15 protein-coding genes are annotated in these 15,406 nt (G+C 73.9%); 9 read left to right on the forward strand and 6 right to left on the reverse strand.

Translation table 11 applies throughout. The annotated features are described in order from the left end of the window. The first annotated feature begins 41 nt into the window (after positions 1–41). The 6 genes from ACFVXH_RS22540 (at position 42) to ACFVXH_RS22565 (ending at position 5,611) form a co-directional block, all read left to right on the forward strand. A complete protein-coding gene (locus ACFVXH_RS22540) occupies positions 42–389 on the forward strand; it encodes a PRC-barrel domain-containing protein (protein ID WP_387826676.1) in 348 nt (115 codons plus the stop codon). Positions 390–495: 106 nt separating this feature from the next. Next, positions 496–762, forward strand: a complete 267-nt coding sequence (locus ACFVXH_RS22545) for a metal-sensitive transcriptional regulator (protein ID WP_049651499.1) — start codon at positions 496–498, stop codon at positions 760–762. A 351-nt stretch (positions 763–1,113) separates the two neighbouring features. After that, on the forward strand, positions 1,114–2,550 hold the full coding sequence (locus tag ACFVXH_RS22550; protein WP_387826473.1) for an endonuclease/exonuclease/phosphatase family protein: 1,437 nt from the start codon (positions 1,114–1,116) through the stop codon (positions 2,548–2,550). A 44-nt stretch (positions 2,551–2,594) separates the two neighbouring features. Then, positions 2,595–4,598, forward strand: a complete 2,004-nt coding sequence (locus ACFVXH_RS22555; protein ID WP_387826476.1) for a phosphocholine-specific phospholipase C — start codon at positions 2,595–2,597, stop codon at positions 4,596–4,598. An 85-nt stretch (positions 4,599–4,683) separates the two neighbouring features. Next, complete coding sequence (locus tag ACFVXH_RS22560) at positions 4,684–5,157, forward strand: VOC family protein (RefSeq protein WP_387826478.1); 474 nt, start codon at positions 4,684–4,686, stop codon at positions 5,155–5,157. Between the two features lie 4 nt (positions 5,158–5,161). Further along, positions 5,162–5,611 (forward strand): SRPBCC domain-containing protein, encoded by a 450-nt coding sequence (locus ACFVXH_RS22565; protein WP_049651504.1) that lies wholly within the window; start codon positions 5,162–5,164, stop codon positions 5,609–5,611. A gap of 37 nt (positions 5,612–5,648) precedes the next feature. Here the strand turns inward: ACFVXH_RS22565 and ACFVXH_RS22570 are convergent, their stop codons facing one another. Continuing rightward, positions 5,649–6,902: an aromatic acid exporter family protein gene (locus ACFVXH_RS22570; RefSeq protein WP_074004852.1), complete on the reverse strand. Its 1,254-nt coding sequence runs from the start codon at positions 6,900–6,902 to the stop codon at positions 5,649–5,651. Positions 6,903–7,034: 132 nt separating this feature from the next. Next, positions 7,035–7,769, reverse strand: coding sequence for a polyprenol monophosphomannose synthase (locus ACFVXH_RS22575; RefSeq protein ID WP_049651506.1), 735 nt, complete (start codon positions 7,767–7,769; stop codon positions 7,035–7,037). Between the two features lie 158 nt (positions 7,770–7,927). On the opposite strand from ACFVXH_RS22575, the gene ACFVXH_RS22580 reads away from it, so the two are divergent. Next, positions 7,928–8,764, forward strand: a complete 837-nt coding sequence (locus ACFVXH_RS22580; RefSeq protein ID WP_387826480.1) for a hypothetical protein — start codon at positions 7,928–7,930, stop codon at positions 8,762–8,764. A 10-nt stretch (positions 8,765–8,774) separates the two neighbouring features. Here ACFVXH_RS22580 and ACFVXH_RS22585 read toward each other — a convergent pair whose 3' ends face one another. Continuing rightward, on the reverse strand, positions 8,775–10,370 hold the full coding sequence (locus tag ACFVXH_RS22585) for a N,N-dimethylformamidase beta subunit family domain-containing protein (RefSeq protein ID WP_387826482.1): 1,596 nt from the start codon (positions 10,368–10,370) through the stop codon (positions 8,775–8,777). Positions 10,371–10,776: 406 nt separating this feature from the next. On the opposite strand from ACFVXH_RS22585, the gene ACFVXH_RS22590 reads away from it, so the two are divergent. Further along, the gene (locus tag ACFVXH_RS22590) at positions 10,777–12,678 is read left to right on the forward strand and encodes an amino acid transporter (RefSeq protein ID WP_387826484.1); all 1,902 of its coding nucleotides are present in this window, start codon (positions 10,777–10,779) and stop codon (positions 12,676–12,678) included. 52 nt (positions 12,679–12,730) lie between these two features. On the opposite strand, the gene ACFVXH_RS22595 is transcribed toward ACFVXH_RS22590, so the two are convergent. Next, positions 12,731–13,000 (reverse strand): GlsB/YeaQ/YmgE family stress response membrane protein, encoded by a 270-nt coding sequence (locus ACFVXH_RS22595; protein WP_049651509.1) that lies wholly within the window; start codon positions 12,998–13,000, stop codon positions 12,731–12,733. Positions 13,001–13,271: 271 nt separating this feature from the next. On the opposite strand from ACFVXH_RS22595, the gene ACFVXH_RS22600 reads away from it, so the two are divergent. Beyond that, positions 13,272–13,637 carry a hypothetical protein gene (locus tag ACFVXH_RS22600; RefSeq protein ID WP_049651510.1) on the forward strand — a complete coding sequence of 122 codons (366 nt, stop codon included), beginning with the start codon at positions 13,272–13,274 and terminating at the stop codon, positions 13,635–13,637. A 60-nt stretch (positions 13,638–13,697) separates the two neighbouring features. On the opposite strand, the gene ACFVXH_RS22605 is transcribed toward ACFVXH_RS22600, so the two are convergent. Next, the gene (locus tag ACFVXH_RS22605) at positions 13,698–14,498 is read right to left on the reverse strand and encodes a HEAT repeat domain-containing protein (protein ID WP_387826486.1); all 801 of its coding nucleotides are present in this window, start codon (positions 14,496–14,498) and stop codon (positions 13,698–13,700) included. A gap of 96 nt (positions 14,499–14,594) precedes the next feature. After that, on the reverse strand, positions 14,595–15,305 hold the full coding sequence (locus ACFVXH_RS22610) for a TetR/AcrR family transcriptional regulator (protein WP_387826488.1): 711 nt from the start codon (positions 15,303–15,305) through the stop codon (positions 14,595–14,597). Between the last annotated feature and the right edge of the window lie 101 nt (positions 15,306–15,406).

The following is a 15,406-nucleotide window of genomic DNA, read 5'->3' on the forward strand; positions in this document are numbered from 1 at the left end:
GGAACAGCCGGGGACGGGAGGTCAGGCCCGTGGGCATCGCGATGGCGGACATCCGCGAGTGGCGCGGCCACGCCGTGGTCGACGAGAAGGGCCACCGCATCGGGTCGCTGGAGTCGGTCTACGTCGAGACGGCCAGCGACGAGCCGTTCTTCGGCACGGTCACGGTCGGTTTCGCCGGCCGGCGCCGCCTGGTGTTCGTCCCGCTGGACGGGGCGGTGGCCGGGCCGGACTACCTCCGGGTGGCCTACCCGCGCAACCAGGTCAGGCAGGCCCCGGCGATCGGCACCGACGACGTGCTCCCCGCCGAGGACGAGCCCGCCGTGTTCGCGCACTACGAGCTGCCGTACGCGACCGGTGCGGGCGGGGAGCGCCGCCTGGCCCGCCGCTGAGCCGAGCCGTACCCGGGGGCGCCGAGCACGGCTTTCGCCATCCGGGAATGAATACCCCGCCGGGTACACTTGTCCATCGACAGTCGATGTGAAAGGCGGCCCCGACATGCAGGTGGACGAGGAAGCGGTCGGCGCGGTCCTGAACCGGCTGCGCCGCGCGCAGGGCCAGTTGGCCGGAGTGATCGCGATGATCGAGGCGGGCCGGGACTGCAAGGACGTGGTGACCCAGCTCGCCGCCGTCTCGCGCGCGCTCGACCGGGCGGGGTTCAAGATCGTCGCGAGCGGCATGCGCCAGTGCATGGCCGCCGCCGACCAGGACGCCGCGCCGATGAGCGAGGCCGAGCTGGAGAAGCTCTTCCTCGCCCTGGCCTGACCGGGCGGCACCCGGTTCGGCGGTACGGTCCGACGAGGGCCGCGGTGGATCCTCCCGCCGCGGCCCTCGCGGCATGTCTGCGGAAACACCGGAGGAAGCATCCGCGAACCTGCCCGCGACCACACGCGCGCCGCGGGCCGACGGCCCCGCCCAGCGAAGTTCCCGTACCGCCCGACGCTCCGTCATGCGTCGTTCACGCGCCGGTCGCCGGCCTTCGGGTGAATGAGGGCCGCCTGCAGTTGTACAGCCAACTGCGTGCGCTCCCCTCCTCCCAGCCTCCGTGACCAGCCGAACCCGGCCCCGGCGAACCGTCCCCCGGCGGTCCGGCCCCGGGCGGCGGACAGGACAACCGTGGCCGCAGGCAGCGCCCTGACGTTCAGTTCCTCCACCAACCCCACCGAAGGCGACCGGCTCACCTTCCACTGGAGCACCGACGCCCCCGACGCCAAGAACTGGGTCGGCATCTACGACGGCGACCGCCAGCCCGGCAACGGCGGCTCGCTGCTGTGGAAGTACACCGCTGGCACCTCGGGCGACGTCCAGCTCGACACCTCCGCGCTGACCGGCGGCCCGTACACCGCCTACCTGCTCGCCAAGGACGGCTACGGCATCCTGGCCCGCACCGGGCCGTTCACCTTCCGCCCCAAGCCCGCCGTCGTCCGCCCGCACGCCGCCGTCGACGCGTTCACCGCCACGCCCGTCGCCCCGGGTGCCGCGGTGACGGTCCGGCTCGGCGGCCTCTGGTCCCGCCCGGCCGGCAACCCGGCCGGCTCCGCCACCTACCGCAAGGTGAGCGGCCCCGCCTGGGCCGCGGTCGGCGCCGACGGGACGCTCACCGGCACCGCCCCCGCCACCCCCGGCCGGAACCCCGAGCCGGTGGTCGTCGGCGTCAAGGACAGCGCGGGTGCCACCGACACCGTCACCGTCCTCGTCCCGGTGGCGGACCCGGCCGCCCCGCCGCGCCTCAAGGCCGCCAGCTGGAACCTGCACGACGCGGGCTCGGCCCACACCGACGCACTGGAGAAGCAGCTGCGCGTGGTCCTCGCCCAGGGCCTGGACGTGCTCGCCCTCCAGGAGACCGCGGGGGAGCGGGCCAGGACCCTGGCCGACGCCCTCGGCTGGTACGCCTACCAGAGCCCGGGCAGCGTCGGCATCCTCAGCCGCCACCCGCTCACCGACGTCACCCCGCCGACCGCCGAACTGCCCGCCGCCGCGGCCACCCTGCGGCTGCCCGGCGGCCGCATGGTCCGGTTCTGGGCCGCCCACCTGGACGAGGCGGGCTACGGCCCGTACGCCGTCCAGGACGGCCGGACCGCCGCCGAGGTGGAGGCCGCCGAGAACGGCTCGCTGCGGCTGAGGCAGGCCAAGGCGCTGGCCGCCGCCGTCCGCGCGGACATCGCCCGGCGCACCCCGGTGGTGCTGGCCGGTGCGCTCTCCTCGCCCTCGCACCGGGACTGGACGGCCGCCACCGCCGCCGCCCACCAGGGGGTCGGCGCGCTCGCCTGGCCGGTCACCGTGGCCCTCCAGGGCGCCGGACTGACCGACACCTTCCGCGAGGAGAACCGCGACCCGGTCAAGGCCCCCGGTGCGACCTGGTCGCCCACCCGCAAGCGGCGCGGCGACCGCCCCGAGCCGCAGGACCGCACCGACTACGTCCAGTACGCGGGCCCGCTGAAGCTGGTCGAGGCGCACACCCTGGCCGTCGGCTGGCCGCAGCCCGAGCCCGGCTCCGCCGCCAACGAGTGGCCCTCCGACACCGCCGCCGCGGTCGCCACCTTCCAGCTCTGAGCTCCCAGGCTCCCCGACTCCCAGCTCCGAGAGGCCAGTTCGTCATGCCCGAGCTCTCCCGCCGCACCTTCGTCGGCGCCACCGCGGCCGCCGGCGCCACCGCCCTGAGCGGTCTGACGGCCGCCCCGGCCGCCGCCGCCCCGGCCCCCGCTCCTGCCGCCGGTGCCAAGCCCGGCACCCCGCTGACCGGCACCGTCAAGGACGTCAGGCACGTCGTCGTCCTGATGCAGGAGAACCGTTCCTTCGACCACTACTTCGGCACCCTGGCCGGCGTCCGAGGCTTCGGCGACAAGCAGGCGCTCCAGTTCCCGGACGGCACCGACGTCTTCCGCCAGCCCGACGGCCGGCGCAGCGACGGCGGCGTGATGCTGCCGTACCGGATGGACACCGCCAAGTACAACGCGCAGAACGCCGGCGGCCTGCCGCACGACTGGGCCACCGGCCACCAGGCCATCAACAACGGCGCGATGAACAAGTGGATCGCCGCCAAGGGCGAGCGCACCATGGGCTACTTCACCCGGGACGACATCCCCTACCAGTACGCCCTGGCCGACGCGTTCACCGTCTGCGACGCCTACTTCACCTCGCTGGCCGGCCCGACCGACCCCAACCGGCTCTACCTGTGGACCGGCACGTCCGGCCCCGGCCGCGACGGCACCACCGGCCCGTGGATCGACAACACCCCGGTCACCGACAACCCTGTCGCCGACTGGACCACCTACGCCGAGCGCCTGGAGGCGGCCGGCGTCAGCTGGCGCGTCTACCACAACCCCAGCAAGGACGAGCGCACCGGCGACTACGACGACAACGCGCTCTCCTACTTCAAGCAGTTCCACAACTTCCCGCACGACGACCCGCGTTACGTCAACGCGATGACGAAGTTCGACCCCGCCGACTTCGACCGCCACTGCAAGGACGGCACCCTGCCGACCGTCTCCTGGCTGGTCGCGCCGTACCTGTTCTCCGAGCACCCGGAGGCCGGCCCGGCCTACGGCGCGCACTGGGTCGACCAGGCCCTGCGGTCGCTGACGTCCAACCCGGAGGTCTGGCGGCACACCGTCTTCCTGGTGATGTACGACGAGAACGACGGCTACTTCGACCACATGGTCCCGCCCACCCCCGAGCCCGGCACCCCCGAGGAGTTCACCCAGGGACGGGCCATCGGCCTCGGCAACCGGGTGCCGCTCTGGGTCGTGTCGCCCTGGTCGCGCGGTGGCTGGGTCAACTCCCAGGTCTTCGACCACACCTCGGTGCTGCGCTTCATGGAACTGGTCACCGGGGTGGCCGAGCCCAACATCTCGGCCTGGCGCCGGGCCGTCTGCGGCGACCTCACCAGCTGCTTCGACTTCGCCGCCCCCGAGCTCTCGATCCCGGTGCTGCCCGACACCAAGGCCCTGATGGCCAGGGCCGACGCGGGCACCAGGCTGCCCGGCGTCGCGCTGCCGGCGGTCGGCGCCCAGGCGATGCCCGTCCAGGAGCGCGGCGAGCGCCCGCACCGCCCGCTGCCGTACCAGCCGTGGGCCGACGTCGAGGTGGACCGGAAGACCGGCAAGGTCACCTGCACGATGAGCAACGACGGCTCGGTGGGCTTCCCGTACACCGTCTACCCGAACATCCTGCTCCCCTTCGCCGGCACCCCGTACACCGTCGCCCCCGGCGCCACCGCCCGGTACGTCTGGGACGCCGCCACCACCGACGGCCGCTACGACTTCACCGTGCACGGCCCGGACGGCTTCGTCCGGCGCTTCGCCGGCACCGTGGTCCGCGACGGGCAGGACGGCCAGAACGACATCGGCGTGCCGATCGTCACCGTCGACCTGCGCGGCAGCCGCAAGCTCACCCTGCAGCTCGTCAACGACGGGATGACCGACGTGGCCTTCACCGCCGCGCCCAACGACTTCGCGGGCACCGCGCAGACCGTCTGGGTCAAGCCCGGCAAGCAGGCCGACCTGGCCTGGCCGCTGGACGAGCAGGGCCGCTACGACGTCGTGGTGACCGCCCACACCGGTCAGCGCTTCGTCCGGCGCTTCGCGGGCTGGGTGCACTGACCCGGCGACGGCCGGGGGCGCCGATCCGGTGACCCCCGGCCGTGGCTCGGCCGCCCCGACGGACCCCGCCGTTACCGTCGGGCGCATGCAGAAAATCACCACCTCCCTCTGGTTCGACGACCGGGCCGAAGAGGCCGCCGCCTTCTACACCACGCTGTTCCCGAACTCCCGGGTCCTCAGGACCACCCGCTACGGCGAGACCGGCCCCGGCCCGGCGGGCTCGGTGATGACCGTCGAGTTCGAGCTCGCCGGCCGCGCGTACGTGGGCCTCAACGGCGGCCCGGCGTTCCACTTCACCGAGGCGATCTCGCTCCAGGTGGCGTGCGACGACCAGCAGGAGGTCGACCGGCTCTGGGCGGAGCTCACCGCCGACGGCGGCCAGCCCGGCCCGTGCGGCTGGCTCAAGGACCGCTACGGCCTCTCCTGGCAGATCACCCCCCGGGTGCTGCTCGACCTGGTCTCGGGCGAGGACCGGGCCACGGCGGACCGCGTCTTCGCGGCCATGCTGCGGATGCAGAAGATCGAGATCCAGCCGCTGCTCGACGCGGCCAAGGGGTGAGCCCGTGACCGCCTTCAGCCACCGCGGCATCACCTACCTGCGGGCCACCCCCGAGCGGGTCTGGCACGCGCTCACCAACGCCGACGAGTCCGGCCTCTACTGGGGCCACCGCAACGTCTCCACCTGGCTGCTCGGCGCGCCCTGGGAGCACCAGCGGACCGACGGCTCCGGGACCGCCGACGTCATCGGCACCGTCGAGGCGGTCGACCGCCCGCACCTGTTGGTCACCACCTGGGCCGGGCCGCAGGAGGGGCGCGCCGCCTTCCCCTCCCGGGTCACCTTCGAACTCCAGGGCTGGCACGACCTCACCCGGCTCACCGTCACCCACGTTGACCTCGCCGACGAGGCCGCCCGGGCGGACGCCGAACAGGGCTGGTCGGCGGTGCTCGCCAACCTCAAGACCTACCTGGAGACCGGCCACCCGCTGCCGCAGGAGCCCTGGCTGATGCCCTGAGACCCCGGCGCCCGCCAAACCGCCGGGTGTTCCACCGCTACGCCGCCGGGCGGTCCGCCGCAGCGGACGTCCGGCCGCCGCGGGCCCGTTCGCCCCGCAGCAGGCGGCGCAGCCAGGCGTAGCGGGAGAACCGCTCCCGGTTCGCCACCGAGGCCCGGTCCAGTTCCTCCATCAGCCGCCGGCCGCGGTGCTCCAGGTCCATCTCGTCCAGGATGCGGTCCACCTCGGCCAGTATCGAACCGTGCAGCTGCCAGGCCTCCGGGTGCTCCTGGACCTTGCGCAGCAGCACCTGGGCGACGTTCTCCCGGCAGGCCCAGGCCGCCGCCAGCTCGGCGGTCAGCCGCTCCTCCGCCTCCTCGGCGCTGCGGCTCACCTGGGTGGTCACCAGCACCGCGTAGCTCACCATCGCGCCGCCGACGTGCGCCAGCAGCTCCTCCAGCCCCGTCGCGACGTCCGGCGGGAAGAGCCGTTCGCCGGGCGCGCGCCGCTTGGCCAGGTCGGTCAGCGAACGGGCCAGCACCCGGATCACGACGACGCAGATCTCCAGGGTGTCCAGCCCGGTGCGCAGCACCAGCCGGGACAGCAGCCCCTCGCTGATCCGCGGGTTGAACCGCAGGCTGTCCTCGGCCTGGCGCAGTGCCGCGTCCACGTCGGCGATCGCCTGGTCCAGCCTGCGGGCCTCGTGCAGCCGTTCGGCGGCCCGGGCCACCGGGGTGGGGCGGCCCAGCTCCTCGGAGATGTCGAGCAGCAGCTGGCGGGCCCGCCGGGCCAGGTCCTCGATCGACTCCCCGGCGGTGTCCACCCAGACCGGCGGCGCGAACACCAGGTTGAACAGCAGGCCGACGGCCGCGCCGATGAGGGTCTCCAGCACCCGGTCCCAGGCCTGCGAGGCCAGCTTGGTCACGCCCAGGATCAGCATCGCGCTGATCGCGACCTCCTGGACGAACTCCTCGACCCGGACGAACCGGCCGACGACCAGCGAGGCCAGGATGATCAGCCCGAGGCTCCACCAGGAGAGCCCGACCACCGCGCTGAACCCGATCGCGATCAGCACCCCGACCACCACCGAGTTGACCCGGCGGATGCTGGTCTTGAGCGTCGAGTAGACGGTGACCTGGACGACCAGCAGCGCGGTCAGCGGCGCCGTCAGCGGAGCGGGCTCGCTGCTCAGCCGCGTCGCCACCGCGAAGGCGATGGTGGCCGCGACGGTGGCCCGGACGCTCTGGACCACGAACGGTTCTCGGGCGCCGCGGCGGACCAGGTCCGTGAGTGTCTCCGGGAGAAGGGCCATGTCGCCCTTCTTTCCCCGCGGCGGCCGTTCACACCGCTCCGGCGGCGGTCCGGCACCCGTACGACCGAACCGGGCCGGCGTCCTGCCGTGCCCGGTCCCGTCCGGTCCCGTCGGCGCCCCGTCGGTGCCTCGTCAGCCCTCGCGGTTGAAGCGCAGCTTCCAGGGCGCCAGCGCGGACTCGACCTGCACGCCCATGCTCATCTTCGAGGCGCCCTCGATCCGCTCCTCGAAGCGGATCGGCACCTCGCGGATCGTCATGCCCTGCTTGACGACGCGGTAGTTCATCTCGACCTGGAACGAGTAGCCGTTGCTCCGCACGGTCGGCAGGTCGATGGCGCGGAGGGTGTCCGCCCGCCAGGCCTTGAACCCGGCGGTGGCGTCCCTGACCCCGAGGCTGAGGATCGTGTTGACGTAGAAGTTCGCCCAGGCCGAGAGCGCCTTGCGGTGCCAGGGCCACTCCTCGGCGGTGGAGCCGCCGGGGACGTAGCGGGAGCCCAGCACCACGGCGGTGTCGCCGCCGAGCAGCAGCTCGACCATCGCGGGTATCGCCGAGGCCGGGTGGGAGAGGTCGGCGTCCATCTGCACCACGACGTCGGCGCCCTCGTCCAGGGCCCTGGCCATGCCGGCCAGGTAGGCCCGGCCGAGGCCGTCCTTCTCGGTGCGGTGCAGCACGCCCACGGTGCCGCCGGAGTCCGCGGCGAGCTTGTCGGCGATCTCGCCGGTGCCGTCGGGGGAGTTGTCGTCGACCACCAGCAGGTGCAGGTCGGGCACCGGGAGCTCCGCGAGCAGGCCCGCGAGGACCGGGAGGTTCTCCCGCTCGTTGTACGTGGGGACGACCACAACGACCTTGGGGGAGGCCTCGACCATGTTCTGTTTCCCTCGTGCCTGCTCCGGATGAGACCGTGCGAGTGTATCGGGCGTTCCGAGCGCCTCCTGCCCCGGCCGGAGGTCGGAAGCCCGTTCGATCACGATGCGGTACCGTGACGGGCCGCGAACGCCCGGAACAGTAGCCCCGGAGACCTCCCATGACGATCCGTCGCACCACTGTCCTGCCCGCCACCGCCCTCGTCGTCGCGCTGGCCGCGCTCACCGGCTGCGGCTCCGACGGCGCCGCGCCGCCGCCCGCCGCCGGGACGTCCGCGGGCGGGGTGCCCGCTGGCGCCACCACCGGAGCACCACCGGAAGCCACCGGGGCACCGGCGGAGGCCACCGGGGCGCCCGCCGACCCGACCGGGGCCTTCGACCCCGCGGTCGCGGTCGCCCACCGCTCCCGGGAGTCGTACGCGGCGACCTCCGAGATGACCGTCGAGACGGGCGAGGGCGCCGAGAAGGACGTGCTCACCGTCACCGGCCGGGCGAACCACAACACCCCGGCCGAGGGATCCCGCCTGGAGACCAAGATGGTCCGCGGGTCCTCCGTCCTGGCCTGGGAGGAGAAGGTGGTCGTCGACCAGGCCGTCTACCGGCGGGACAAGGAGAACGGCGGGACCGGCTGGACGACGGACCAGAAGCCCCCGGCGAGCGCCGGGACCGGCGCGCAGGACACGGACGGCTACGCCAAGGTCCTGCTGGACGCCGGGCCCGCCGCCCGCAAGGGCATGGAGACCGAGGCGGGCGTGCCGGTGTTCCACCTGGCCGCCCGGCTCTCCCCGGCCGAGCTGCGCCGCGCGGACCCGACGTACGGGGACGGACGGCAGAACCAGGGCTCGGACGCGGCCGACGTCCAGCTGTGGATCGACCGGCTCGGCCGGACGGTCCGGGTCGAACACTCGACGGTGGTGGCCGGCCGGCCGGTCGTGACGAGGGAACGCCTCTCGGACTTCGGCCCCGCGGAGACCTTCACCGCGCCGTCCGCGGGCTGAGCCGGGGCGGCTACGCCGGGCCGTAGACGGCGTCGAGGTTGTCCTGGGCCGGGCGGGTCCGGCCGGCCGGGCCGGCGGCGAAGGCGCGCAGGACGTTCTCGGTGACTTGGCGGACCAGGTCCCCGGCGTGCGAGTCGATGCCGTGGTCGGCCCGGCCGCCGCCGGGGCCGCGGGCCTCCAGCGCCTCGACCCAGCGCATCGTCCCGGTGGCGAACACCCCGGCCCCGCTCGGCACGGTGTAGTAGGCGGTGTCGGAGTGGGAGCGCCGGCCGTCGCACACCACGGGGGAGTGGGCGATCACCTCGATCGGGCGCGGGGTGGGGAAGCCGGTGTGCACTCGGTCGTACTCCACCCCGACCAGGTGCGGGAACGAGGCCCCCGCCGCGACGCCCGTCCCCTCGTACGCCCAGTGCCCGGGCGAGGTGACCACGTACGGGGCGTCCACCGGGTAGCCGTCGTAGATGACGCCGAGCATCGAGCTCTCCGGGTCGGCGCCCGGGCCGGTCCGGAAGTCGGTGGTCGCCGGGGCGCCCGCCTGGTGGCCCGGGTCCTGCGCCCAGGCGTCCTTGTAGCAGACCACCGTGCGGTCCGGCCCGAGGTCGGACGGCTCGAACCGGATCCGGCGGTAGCAGCAGTTGGCGCCCAGGACCGCCAGGTTGGTCCCGGCGTCGCGGGCGGCGACCACGTTGGCCCGCTGCTCGGGCGACCAGTACTCGTCGTGGCCGAGCGACAGGACGGCGCTCGCCCCGGTCAGCAGGCCGGGCTCGCGGGCCACGTCGACGCCGGTGGTGTAGGCGAGCGGCAGGCCGAGCCGTTCGGCGAGGGCGACCAGCGGCGCCTCGTAGACCAGGAACAGCCCGGCGCCGTGGTCGTAGTCGTACGGCCGGTCGAAGACGACCTTCAGCGAGCGGGTGGCCAGGCCGCCGGTCGGGCCGTTGTAGAGGCTGTAGCCGCCCCACTCGTTGTAGGCCTGCCAGGTCGCTGGGGCGCTCATCACCACGGTCCGGCCCGCGGTGCTCGCCGAGCGGACGGTGAGCGGGACGTAGCGCCGCCCGGAGCCGTCCTCGGCGTCCAGGCGCAGCAGATAGGCGCCCTCGGGCCAGCCCGCGGTGTCCACCGCGAGGGTGCGCTGCCAGCCGGTCAGGACGGTGCGGGTCGCCAGGTCCACGTGCGGCGCGGCCTGCTTGCCGCCGGGGACGTGCTCGCGGCGCCAGACCAGCCGGGCGCGGGCGCCGTCGTACCAGCCCATCCGGTAGGCGGAGACGGTGAACGCGGCGGCGGGGGTGGAGACGTGCAGGCCGAAGGGCTCGCCGGGCAGGACGCTGACCCGGTCGGCGAAGCCCTCGATGGCGCCGTCCGGGCCGGGGTCGGTGATCTCCCAGTCGGCGTTGCCGGGGCGGGAACGCTCGCTCGTCGGGCCGGTGTGGCCGTCGGCGGCCGGGCCGGCGGTGCCGGGTGGCGTGGACGCCGGGGCGGTCGGCGCGCCCGCGGCCCCGGCGGACGGGTGCGCGGCGGGGGCCGCATCCGGGCGACGGGGGCCGCAGGAAGTGACGGCGGCCGCCATCAGGCCCAGGCCCAGGATCCTCCGCCGACTCGGCTCCGCCACCGCTTCCTCCGTTTTTCCTGTCCCTGCCCGGTCCGTGGGCGCGCCGGCCCGGCCGGTGGCGCGCTGTGGAGCGCCGGCCCGGTGCGTCGGTGCGCGCGGACATCCTCGCGTGTTCCGCGAGGTCCGTGCAGCCTGGCACACCGGACCGGGCGCGGCCGCACCCGCCTCGGGACGGCCCGCCACCGGGGAGGGCCGTACGGGCGCACCCGGGCGTGTCGGCCCGCGCGGTTGACCGGCCCCGGCGGGCCGGTCCCCTAGCCTGACCAGGCCCGCCGTCCGGCGGCCACAGGGGGGCCGGAGCCGTACGAGGCCGGCCGAGTCGTGGACAGGGGTGCCCGTGGTGTCGTCGGGGTCGGCCGAAGCAGGGGCGGGGCCGGTCACCCGGCGCGGGCGGTTCCGGGAGTGGATGCTGGAAGGCCTGGCCGACCTGGCCAAACAGCACCCAGGCCCGCACGCCGAGGCGCCGCACGAGAAGGGCCAGCGCTGGTGGCGGGTCATGTGCCTGACCGGCCTGGACTACTTCTCCACGCTCGGCTACCAGCCGGGCATCGCCGCGCTCGCGGCCGGACTGGTCTCGCCGCTGGCGACCATCGTGCTGGTGGTCGTCACCCTGCTCGGCGCGCTGCCCGTCTACCGCAGGGTCGCCCAGGAGAGCCCGCACGGCCAGGGCTCGATCGCGATGCTGGAACGGCTGCTCTCCTTCTGGCAGGGCAAGCTCTTCGTGCTCACCCTGCTGGGCTTCGCGGCCACCGACTTCATGATCACCATCACCCTGTCCGCCGCCGACGCCAGCGCCCACCTGGTGGAGAACCCGCACCTGCACAGCGCCCTGACCGGCAAGCAGGTGATGCTGACCCTGATCATGATCGCGCTGCTCGGTGCCGTCTTCCTCAAGGGCTTCAGCGAGGCGATCGGCCTGGCGGTGGTGCTGGTCGCGGTGTACCTCTCGCTGAACGTCGTGGTGGTCGCCAACGGGCTGTGGCACGTGCTCAAGGCCCCGCACGTGTTCAGCGACTGGACGCACGCGCTGACCGTGGAGCACGGCAACGCGATCGCGATGATCGGCGTCGCGCTGATCGTCTTCCCGAAGCTGGCGCTCGGCCTGTCCGGCTTCGAGACCGGCGTCGCCGTGATGCCGCACATCGAGGGCGACCCGGACGACACCGAGGAGAAGCCCACCGGCCGGATCCGCGGCGCCCGCAAGCTGCTGACCACCGCCGCCGCGATCATGAGCGTGTTCCTGATCGCCACCAGCTTCATCACCACGCTGCTCATCCCGGCCGACCAGTTCAAGGCCGGCGGCCAGGCCAACGGGCGGGCGCTCGCCTACCTCGCCCACGAGTACCTGGGCAGCACCTTCGGCAGCGTCTACGACCTGTCCACGATCGCCATCCTCTGGTTCGCCGGGGCCTCCGCGATGGCCGGGCTGCTCAACCTGATGCCGCGCTACCTGCCCCGCTACGGCATGGCCCCGCACTGGGCCCGCGCGGTGCGGCCGACCGTCATCGTGCTCACCCTGATCGCCTTCCTGGTCACCTGGATCTTCGACGCCAACGTGGACGCCCAGGGCGGCGCCTACGCCACCGGCGTGCTGGTGCTGATCAGCTCCGCCGCCATCGCGGTGACCATCGCCGCCCACAAGGCCGGGCAGCGCCGTTGGCGTACCGGCTTCGCGGTGATCGCGGGGGTCTTCCTCTACACCACGGCGGTGAACATCGCCGAGCGGCCGGACGGGGTCAAGATCGGCGCCTGCTTCATCGCGGGCATCATGCTGCTCTCGTTCCTGTCCCGGCTCAAGCGGGCCTTCGAACTGCGCGTCACCGACGTGGTGCTGGACGACGTCGCGGACCGGTTCGTCCGGGACTACACCCACCGCCCGCTGCGGCTGATCGCCAACGAGCCGAACAGCCGGGACCTCGCCGAGTACCGCGACAAGATCCACCAGATCCGGCGGGACAACGACATCCCGGCCGAGGACGACCTGGTGTTCGTCGAGGTCACCGTGCTCGACCCGTCCGACTTCGAGGCCGTGCTGACGGTCCGCGGCGAGGTGCTGCACGACCGCTACCGGGTGCTGGCGCTGGAGAGCTCCAGCGTGCCCAACGCGCTGGCCGCGCTGCTGCTCGAGGTGCGCGACCGCACCGGGCAGCAGCCGCACATCTACTTCGAGTGGACCGAGGGCAACCCTTTCGCCCAGTTCCTGCGGTTCTTCCTGTTCGGACAGGGCGAGATCGCCCCCGTCACCCGCGAGGTGCTGCGCGAGGCCGAACCGGACCGGTCCCGCCGGCCGGCCGTCCACGTGGGCTGAGCGGGCGGCCCGGCCGGCGGGTCGGCCGGTCCGGGTGCCGGGGGTCGGCCGGTCAGCGGTTCTGGTGGGACTTCGTCCACGCGGGCGCGACGAAGGCCACCAGGGCGACGGCGAAGGCCAGTTGCAGGATGTGCCGGATCCAGTCGATGCCCGAGGTGTGGCGGACGCCGATCCAGCCGGAGACGGCGTTGCCGAGCCAGGCTCCGGCCGCGCCGAGCAGCATGGTCAGCCACCAGGGGATCGACTGCGGTCCACGCAGGATCAGTTTGGCGAGCACGCCCAGCACGAAGCCGATGAGCAGAATCCACAGGAGCTGGAACATCGCAGTCCACCTTCCGGGCGCTCCCGGGGCCGACGGCCCGGTGCGCCGAATCGCCGATGACGCGGTTCGTCCCATGATCACCCGGATCCGGCGAACGGGCATGTCGACGGGAGAGTGCGCAGGTCAGCCGCGTACCGGTGGAGCGCTCCCGGCGGGGAATGGGCGAGAACGCGCCGCAGGTCGGGCCGGAAAGTCGCTGTCCGTCATCGGCTCCGCACGGATAGGAATGGGCGGGACGCGGACGCGCCGCGTCACCGAGAGGAGCCGCCCCGTGATACGCCTTCGTTCCGCCGTCCTGACTCTGGGCTGTACCGCCGCCGCGCTGACCCTGACCATGGGGACGGCCCAGGCCGCGCCCGGTGACACCAGCACCAGCTGCTCCTCCTCGCTGACGCCGGGCGGCTTCGTGGACGTCCAGTGGTGGAACAGCGCGGGCTGCGGCTCCGGTTTCACCCCGAACACCAAGAAGATCATGCAGCTCACCGGCTACCCGGTCGGCACCGTGGTCAACGCCTGCGCCTCCACCTGGCCGCCGGCCGGCTGGACGATCGTCAGCACCTACTACGGCTCCGGCTGCAACTACTCGGCGGTGCCGAGCCTGGAGAAGAACTCCTGGCAGCTCAAGCGCGTCTCCTGACGGCGGCGCACCGGCCGGCGGAGCGGTGCTGCCCGTCCGGGGCGGGCCGCCGGCCGGGGCTCAGCTCTCCCTGACCGCCTCGACGGCCCTGCGGACCAGCGGGTCCGGATCGTCCGCCAGGCCGTCCAGCAGCTCGGCGACGCCCGGGGTCGACCAGCCGCCGACGGCCCAGACCAGGTCCGCCCGCACGCCCGGGTGCGGGTGGTCGGCCAGTCGGGCGAGCAGGTCCACCGGGCCGCGGCGGCGCAGCCCGAACCAGTGCAGGGCGGTGCGCAGTTCGTACGGGTCACCGGGGTCGCCGGCCGCCGCGATCCGGGCCAGCAGCACCGGGACGGGCGGCGGCGGGCCGTCCAGCGGGTGCGGGTGGCGCTCGCGCAGCCGTCTGCTGCCGTACTCGCCGCGGATACGGCAGCCGAAACAGGTGCAGGGCCGGGTGCCGTGGGCGCCCGGGACGTAGCGCCAGCCGGTGGCCTGCGGCACGGCGCGGACCCGGTGCACCTCGCGGGCGCCCACCGCGCGCGGCAGGAACACCTCCCAGCCGCGCGGGTCGGGCAGGGCGCCGATCCGCCGGACCGCCTCGGCGGCCCGCACCGGCCGCTGGGCGTCCTGGGCGCGGTCGCGGTAGTGCCCGGTCAGGACCTCCTGCCCGTCGTCCAGTCGGAGGTGCACCGCGACCAGTGCGCCCTTGGGGCCGAACCGGGCCAGCTCGCGCAGCCACTGGTGGGTCAGCGTGTACGAGGGCAGCACGGGGAAGCAGTACACCCCGCGTGCGCCGCCCTGGCCCCGGCTGTCGGCGCGGATCCCGGCGCGGCGGATCCGCGGCGCGTTCGCCGCGGCGGTCAGGTGCACGAACATCGCCATGGGGCGCGATCCTAGCGAGCGGCCGGGTGGCCGGCCGAGCGGTTTTCCCGGGCCTCCGGTTCCTCGCCACCGGGCGTTCCGGGGCGCTGCCGCGGGTCAGGCGCCGGTCGTGCGGCGGTCGATCAGGGCGGCCAGCCCGTCCAGGATGCGCTCCAGGCCGAACTCCAGCGCCTGGTCGCGGCCGTCGGGGTCGGCCATGGCGGCGGCGACCGCCGGGAAGCGGTCGGCGTTCTCCTGGACCACGGTGCCGAGGGCGGCGAGGAGTTCGGCCTCGGGGGTGTCGGCGGGGCCGGCGGCGCGGGACTGCGCGGCGATTCCGCGCACGTGCCCGGTGAGCAGGACGGCGGCGTCCATCCGTTCGGGGCCGGTCAGCCCGTGGCCGTCGAGCGCCGCCACCACCCGCTCCAGCCAGGCGAGTTCCCTCGGACCGAGCGCCCGCGCGCCGACGGTGGCGTCCAGCAGCCACGGGTGCCTGGCGAAGGACTCGGCCAAGTGGTGGGCCCAGGCGGTGAGTTGCTCCCGCCAGTCGGCATCCTCCGGTGCGTCCGGGGGTGCGTCGACGGCCGACTCGACCATCAGGGCGACGAGTTCGGCCTTGCCGGGGACGTAGCGGTAGAGCGACATCTTGGTGAAGTCGAGCAGCCCGGCCACCTTCTGCATGGAGACCGCGCCGAGCCCCTCCGCGTCGGCGACCTCGACCCCGGCCGCGGCGATCCGCTCCAGGCTGAGGGCCGGCTTCGGCCCGCGGGTGGGTTTGGGGGCCGGGCCCCAGAGCAGCCGCACCGTGTCGTTCGCCGCCTCGGCCATCATCCGCTCCCGTTCTGGGGGTTCCGTTCGGGGCTTGCCACCTGGGGGGTTGCCCTTCCCGCTCAACTGTGTCTACCGTACACAGCAACAAACAGTGTCCG

Origin of the sequence: Kitasatospora sp. NPDC058184 (genome assembly GCF_042883725.1) — a bacterium.
Taxonomy (GTDB): domain Bacteria; phylum Actinomycetota; class Actinomycetes; order Streptomycetales; family Streptomycetaceae; genus Kitasatospora.

Bases quoted from the DNA above. Each gene is read 5' to 3' on its own strand.
- ACFVXH_RS22540 (WP_387826676.1), top strand. From the start codon at position 42: ATGGCGGACATCCGCGAGTGGCGCGGCCACGCCGTGGTCGACGAGAAG.
- ACFVXH_RS22545 (WP_049651499.1), top strand. From the start codon at position 496: ATGCAGGTGGACGAGGAAGCGGTCGGCGCGGTCCTGAACCGGCTGCGC.
- ACFVXH_RS22555 (WP_387826476.1), top strand. From the start codon at position 2,595: ATGCCCGAGCTCTCCCGCCGCACCTTCGTCGGCGCCACCGCGGCCGCC.
- ACFVXH_RS22560 (WP_387826478.1), top strand. From the start codon at position 4,684: ATGCAGAAAATCACCACCTCCCTCTGGTTCGACGACCGGGCCGAAGAG.
- ACFVXH_RS22570 (WP_074004852.1), bottom strand. From the start codon at position 6,902: ATGGCCCTTCTCCCGGAGACACTCACGGACCTGGTCCGCCGCGGCGCC.
- ACFVXH_RS22575 (WP_049651506.1), bottom strand. From the start codon at position 7,769: ATGGTCGAGGCCTCCCCCAAGGTCGTTGTGGTCGTCCCCACGTACAAC.
- ACFVXH_RS22580 (WP_387826480.1), top strand. From the start codon at position 7,928: ATGACGATCCGTCGCACCACTGTCCTGCCCGCCACCGCCCTCGTCGTC.
- ACFVXH_RS22590 (WP_387826484.1), top strand. From the start codon at position 10,777: ATGCTGGAAGGCCTGGCCGACCTGGCCAAACAGCACCCAGGCCCGCAC.
- ACFVXH_RS22595 (WP_049651509.1), bottom strand. From the start codon at position 13,000: ATGTTCCAGCTCCTGTGGATTCTGCTCATCGGCTTCGTGCTGGGCGTG.
- ACFVXH_RS22605 (WP_387826486.1), bottom strand. From the start codon at position 14,498: ATGGCGATGTTCGTGCACCTGACCGCCGCGGCGAACGCGCCGCGGATC.
- ACFVXH_RS22610 (WP_387826488.1), bottom strand. From the start codon at position 15,305: ATGGCCGAGGCGGCGAACGACACGGTGCGGCTGCTCTGGGGCCCGGCC.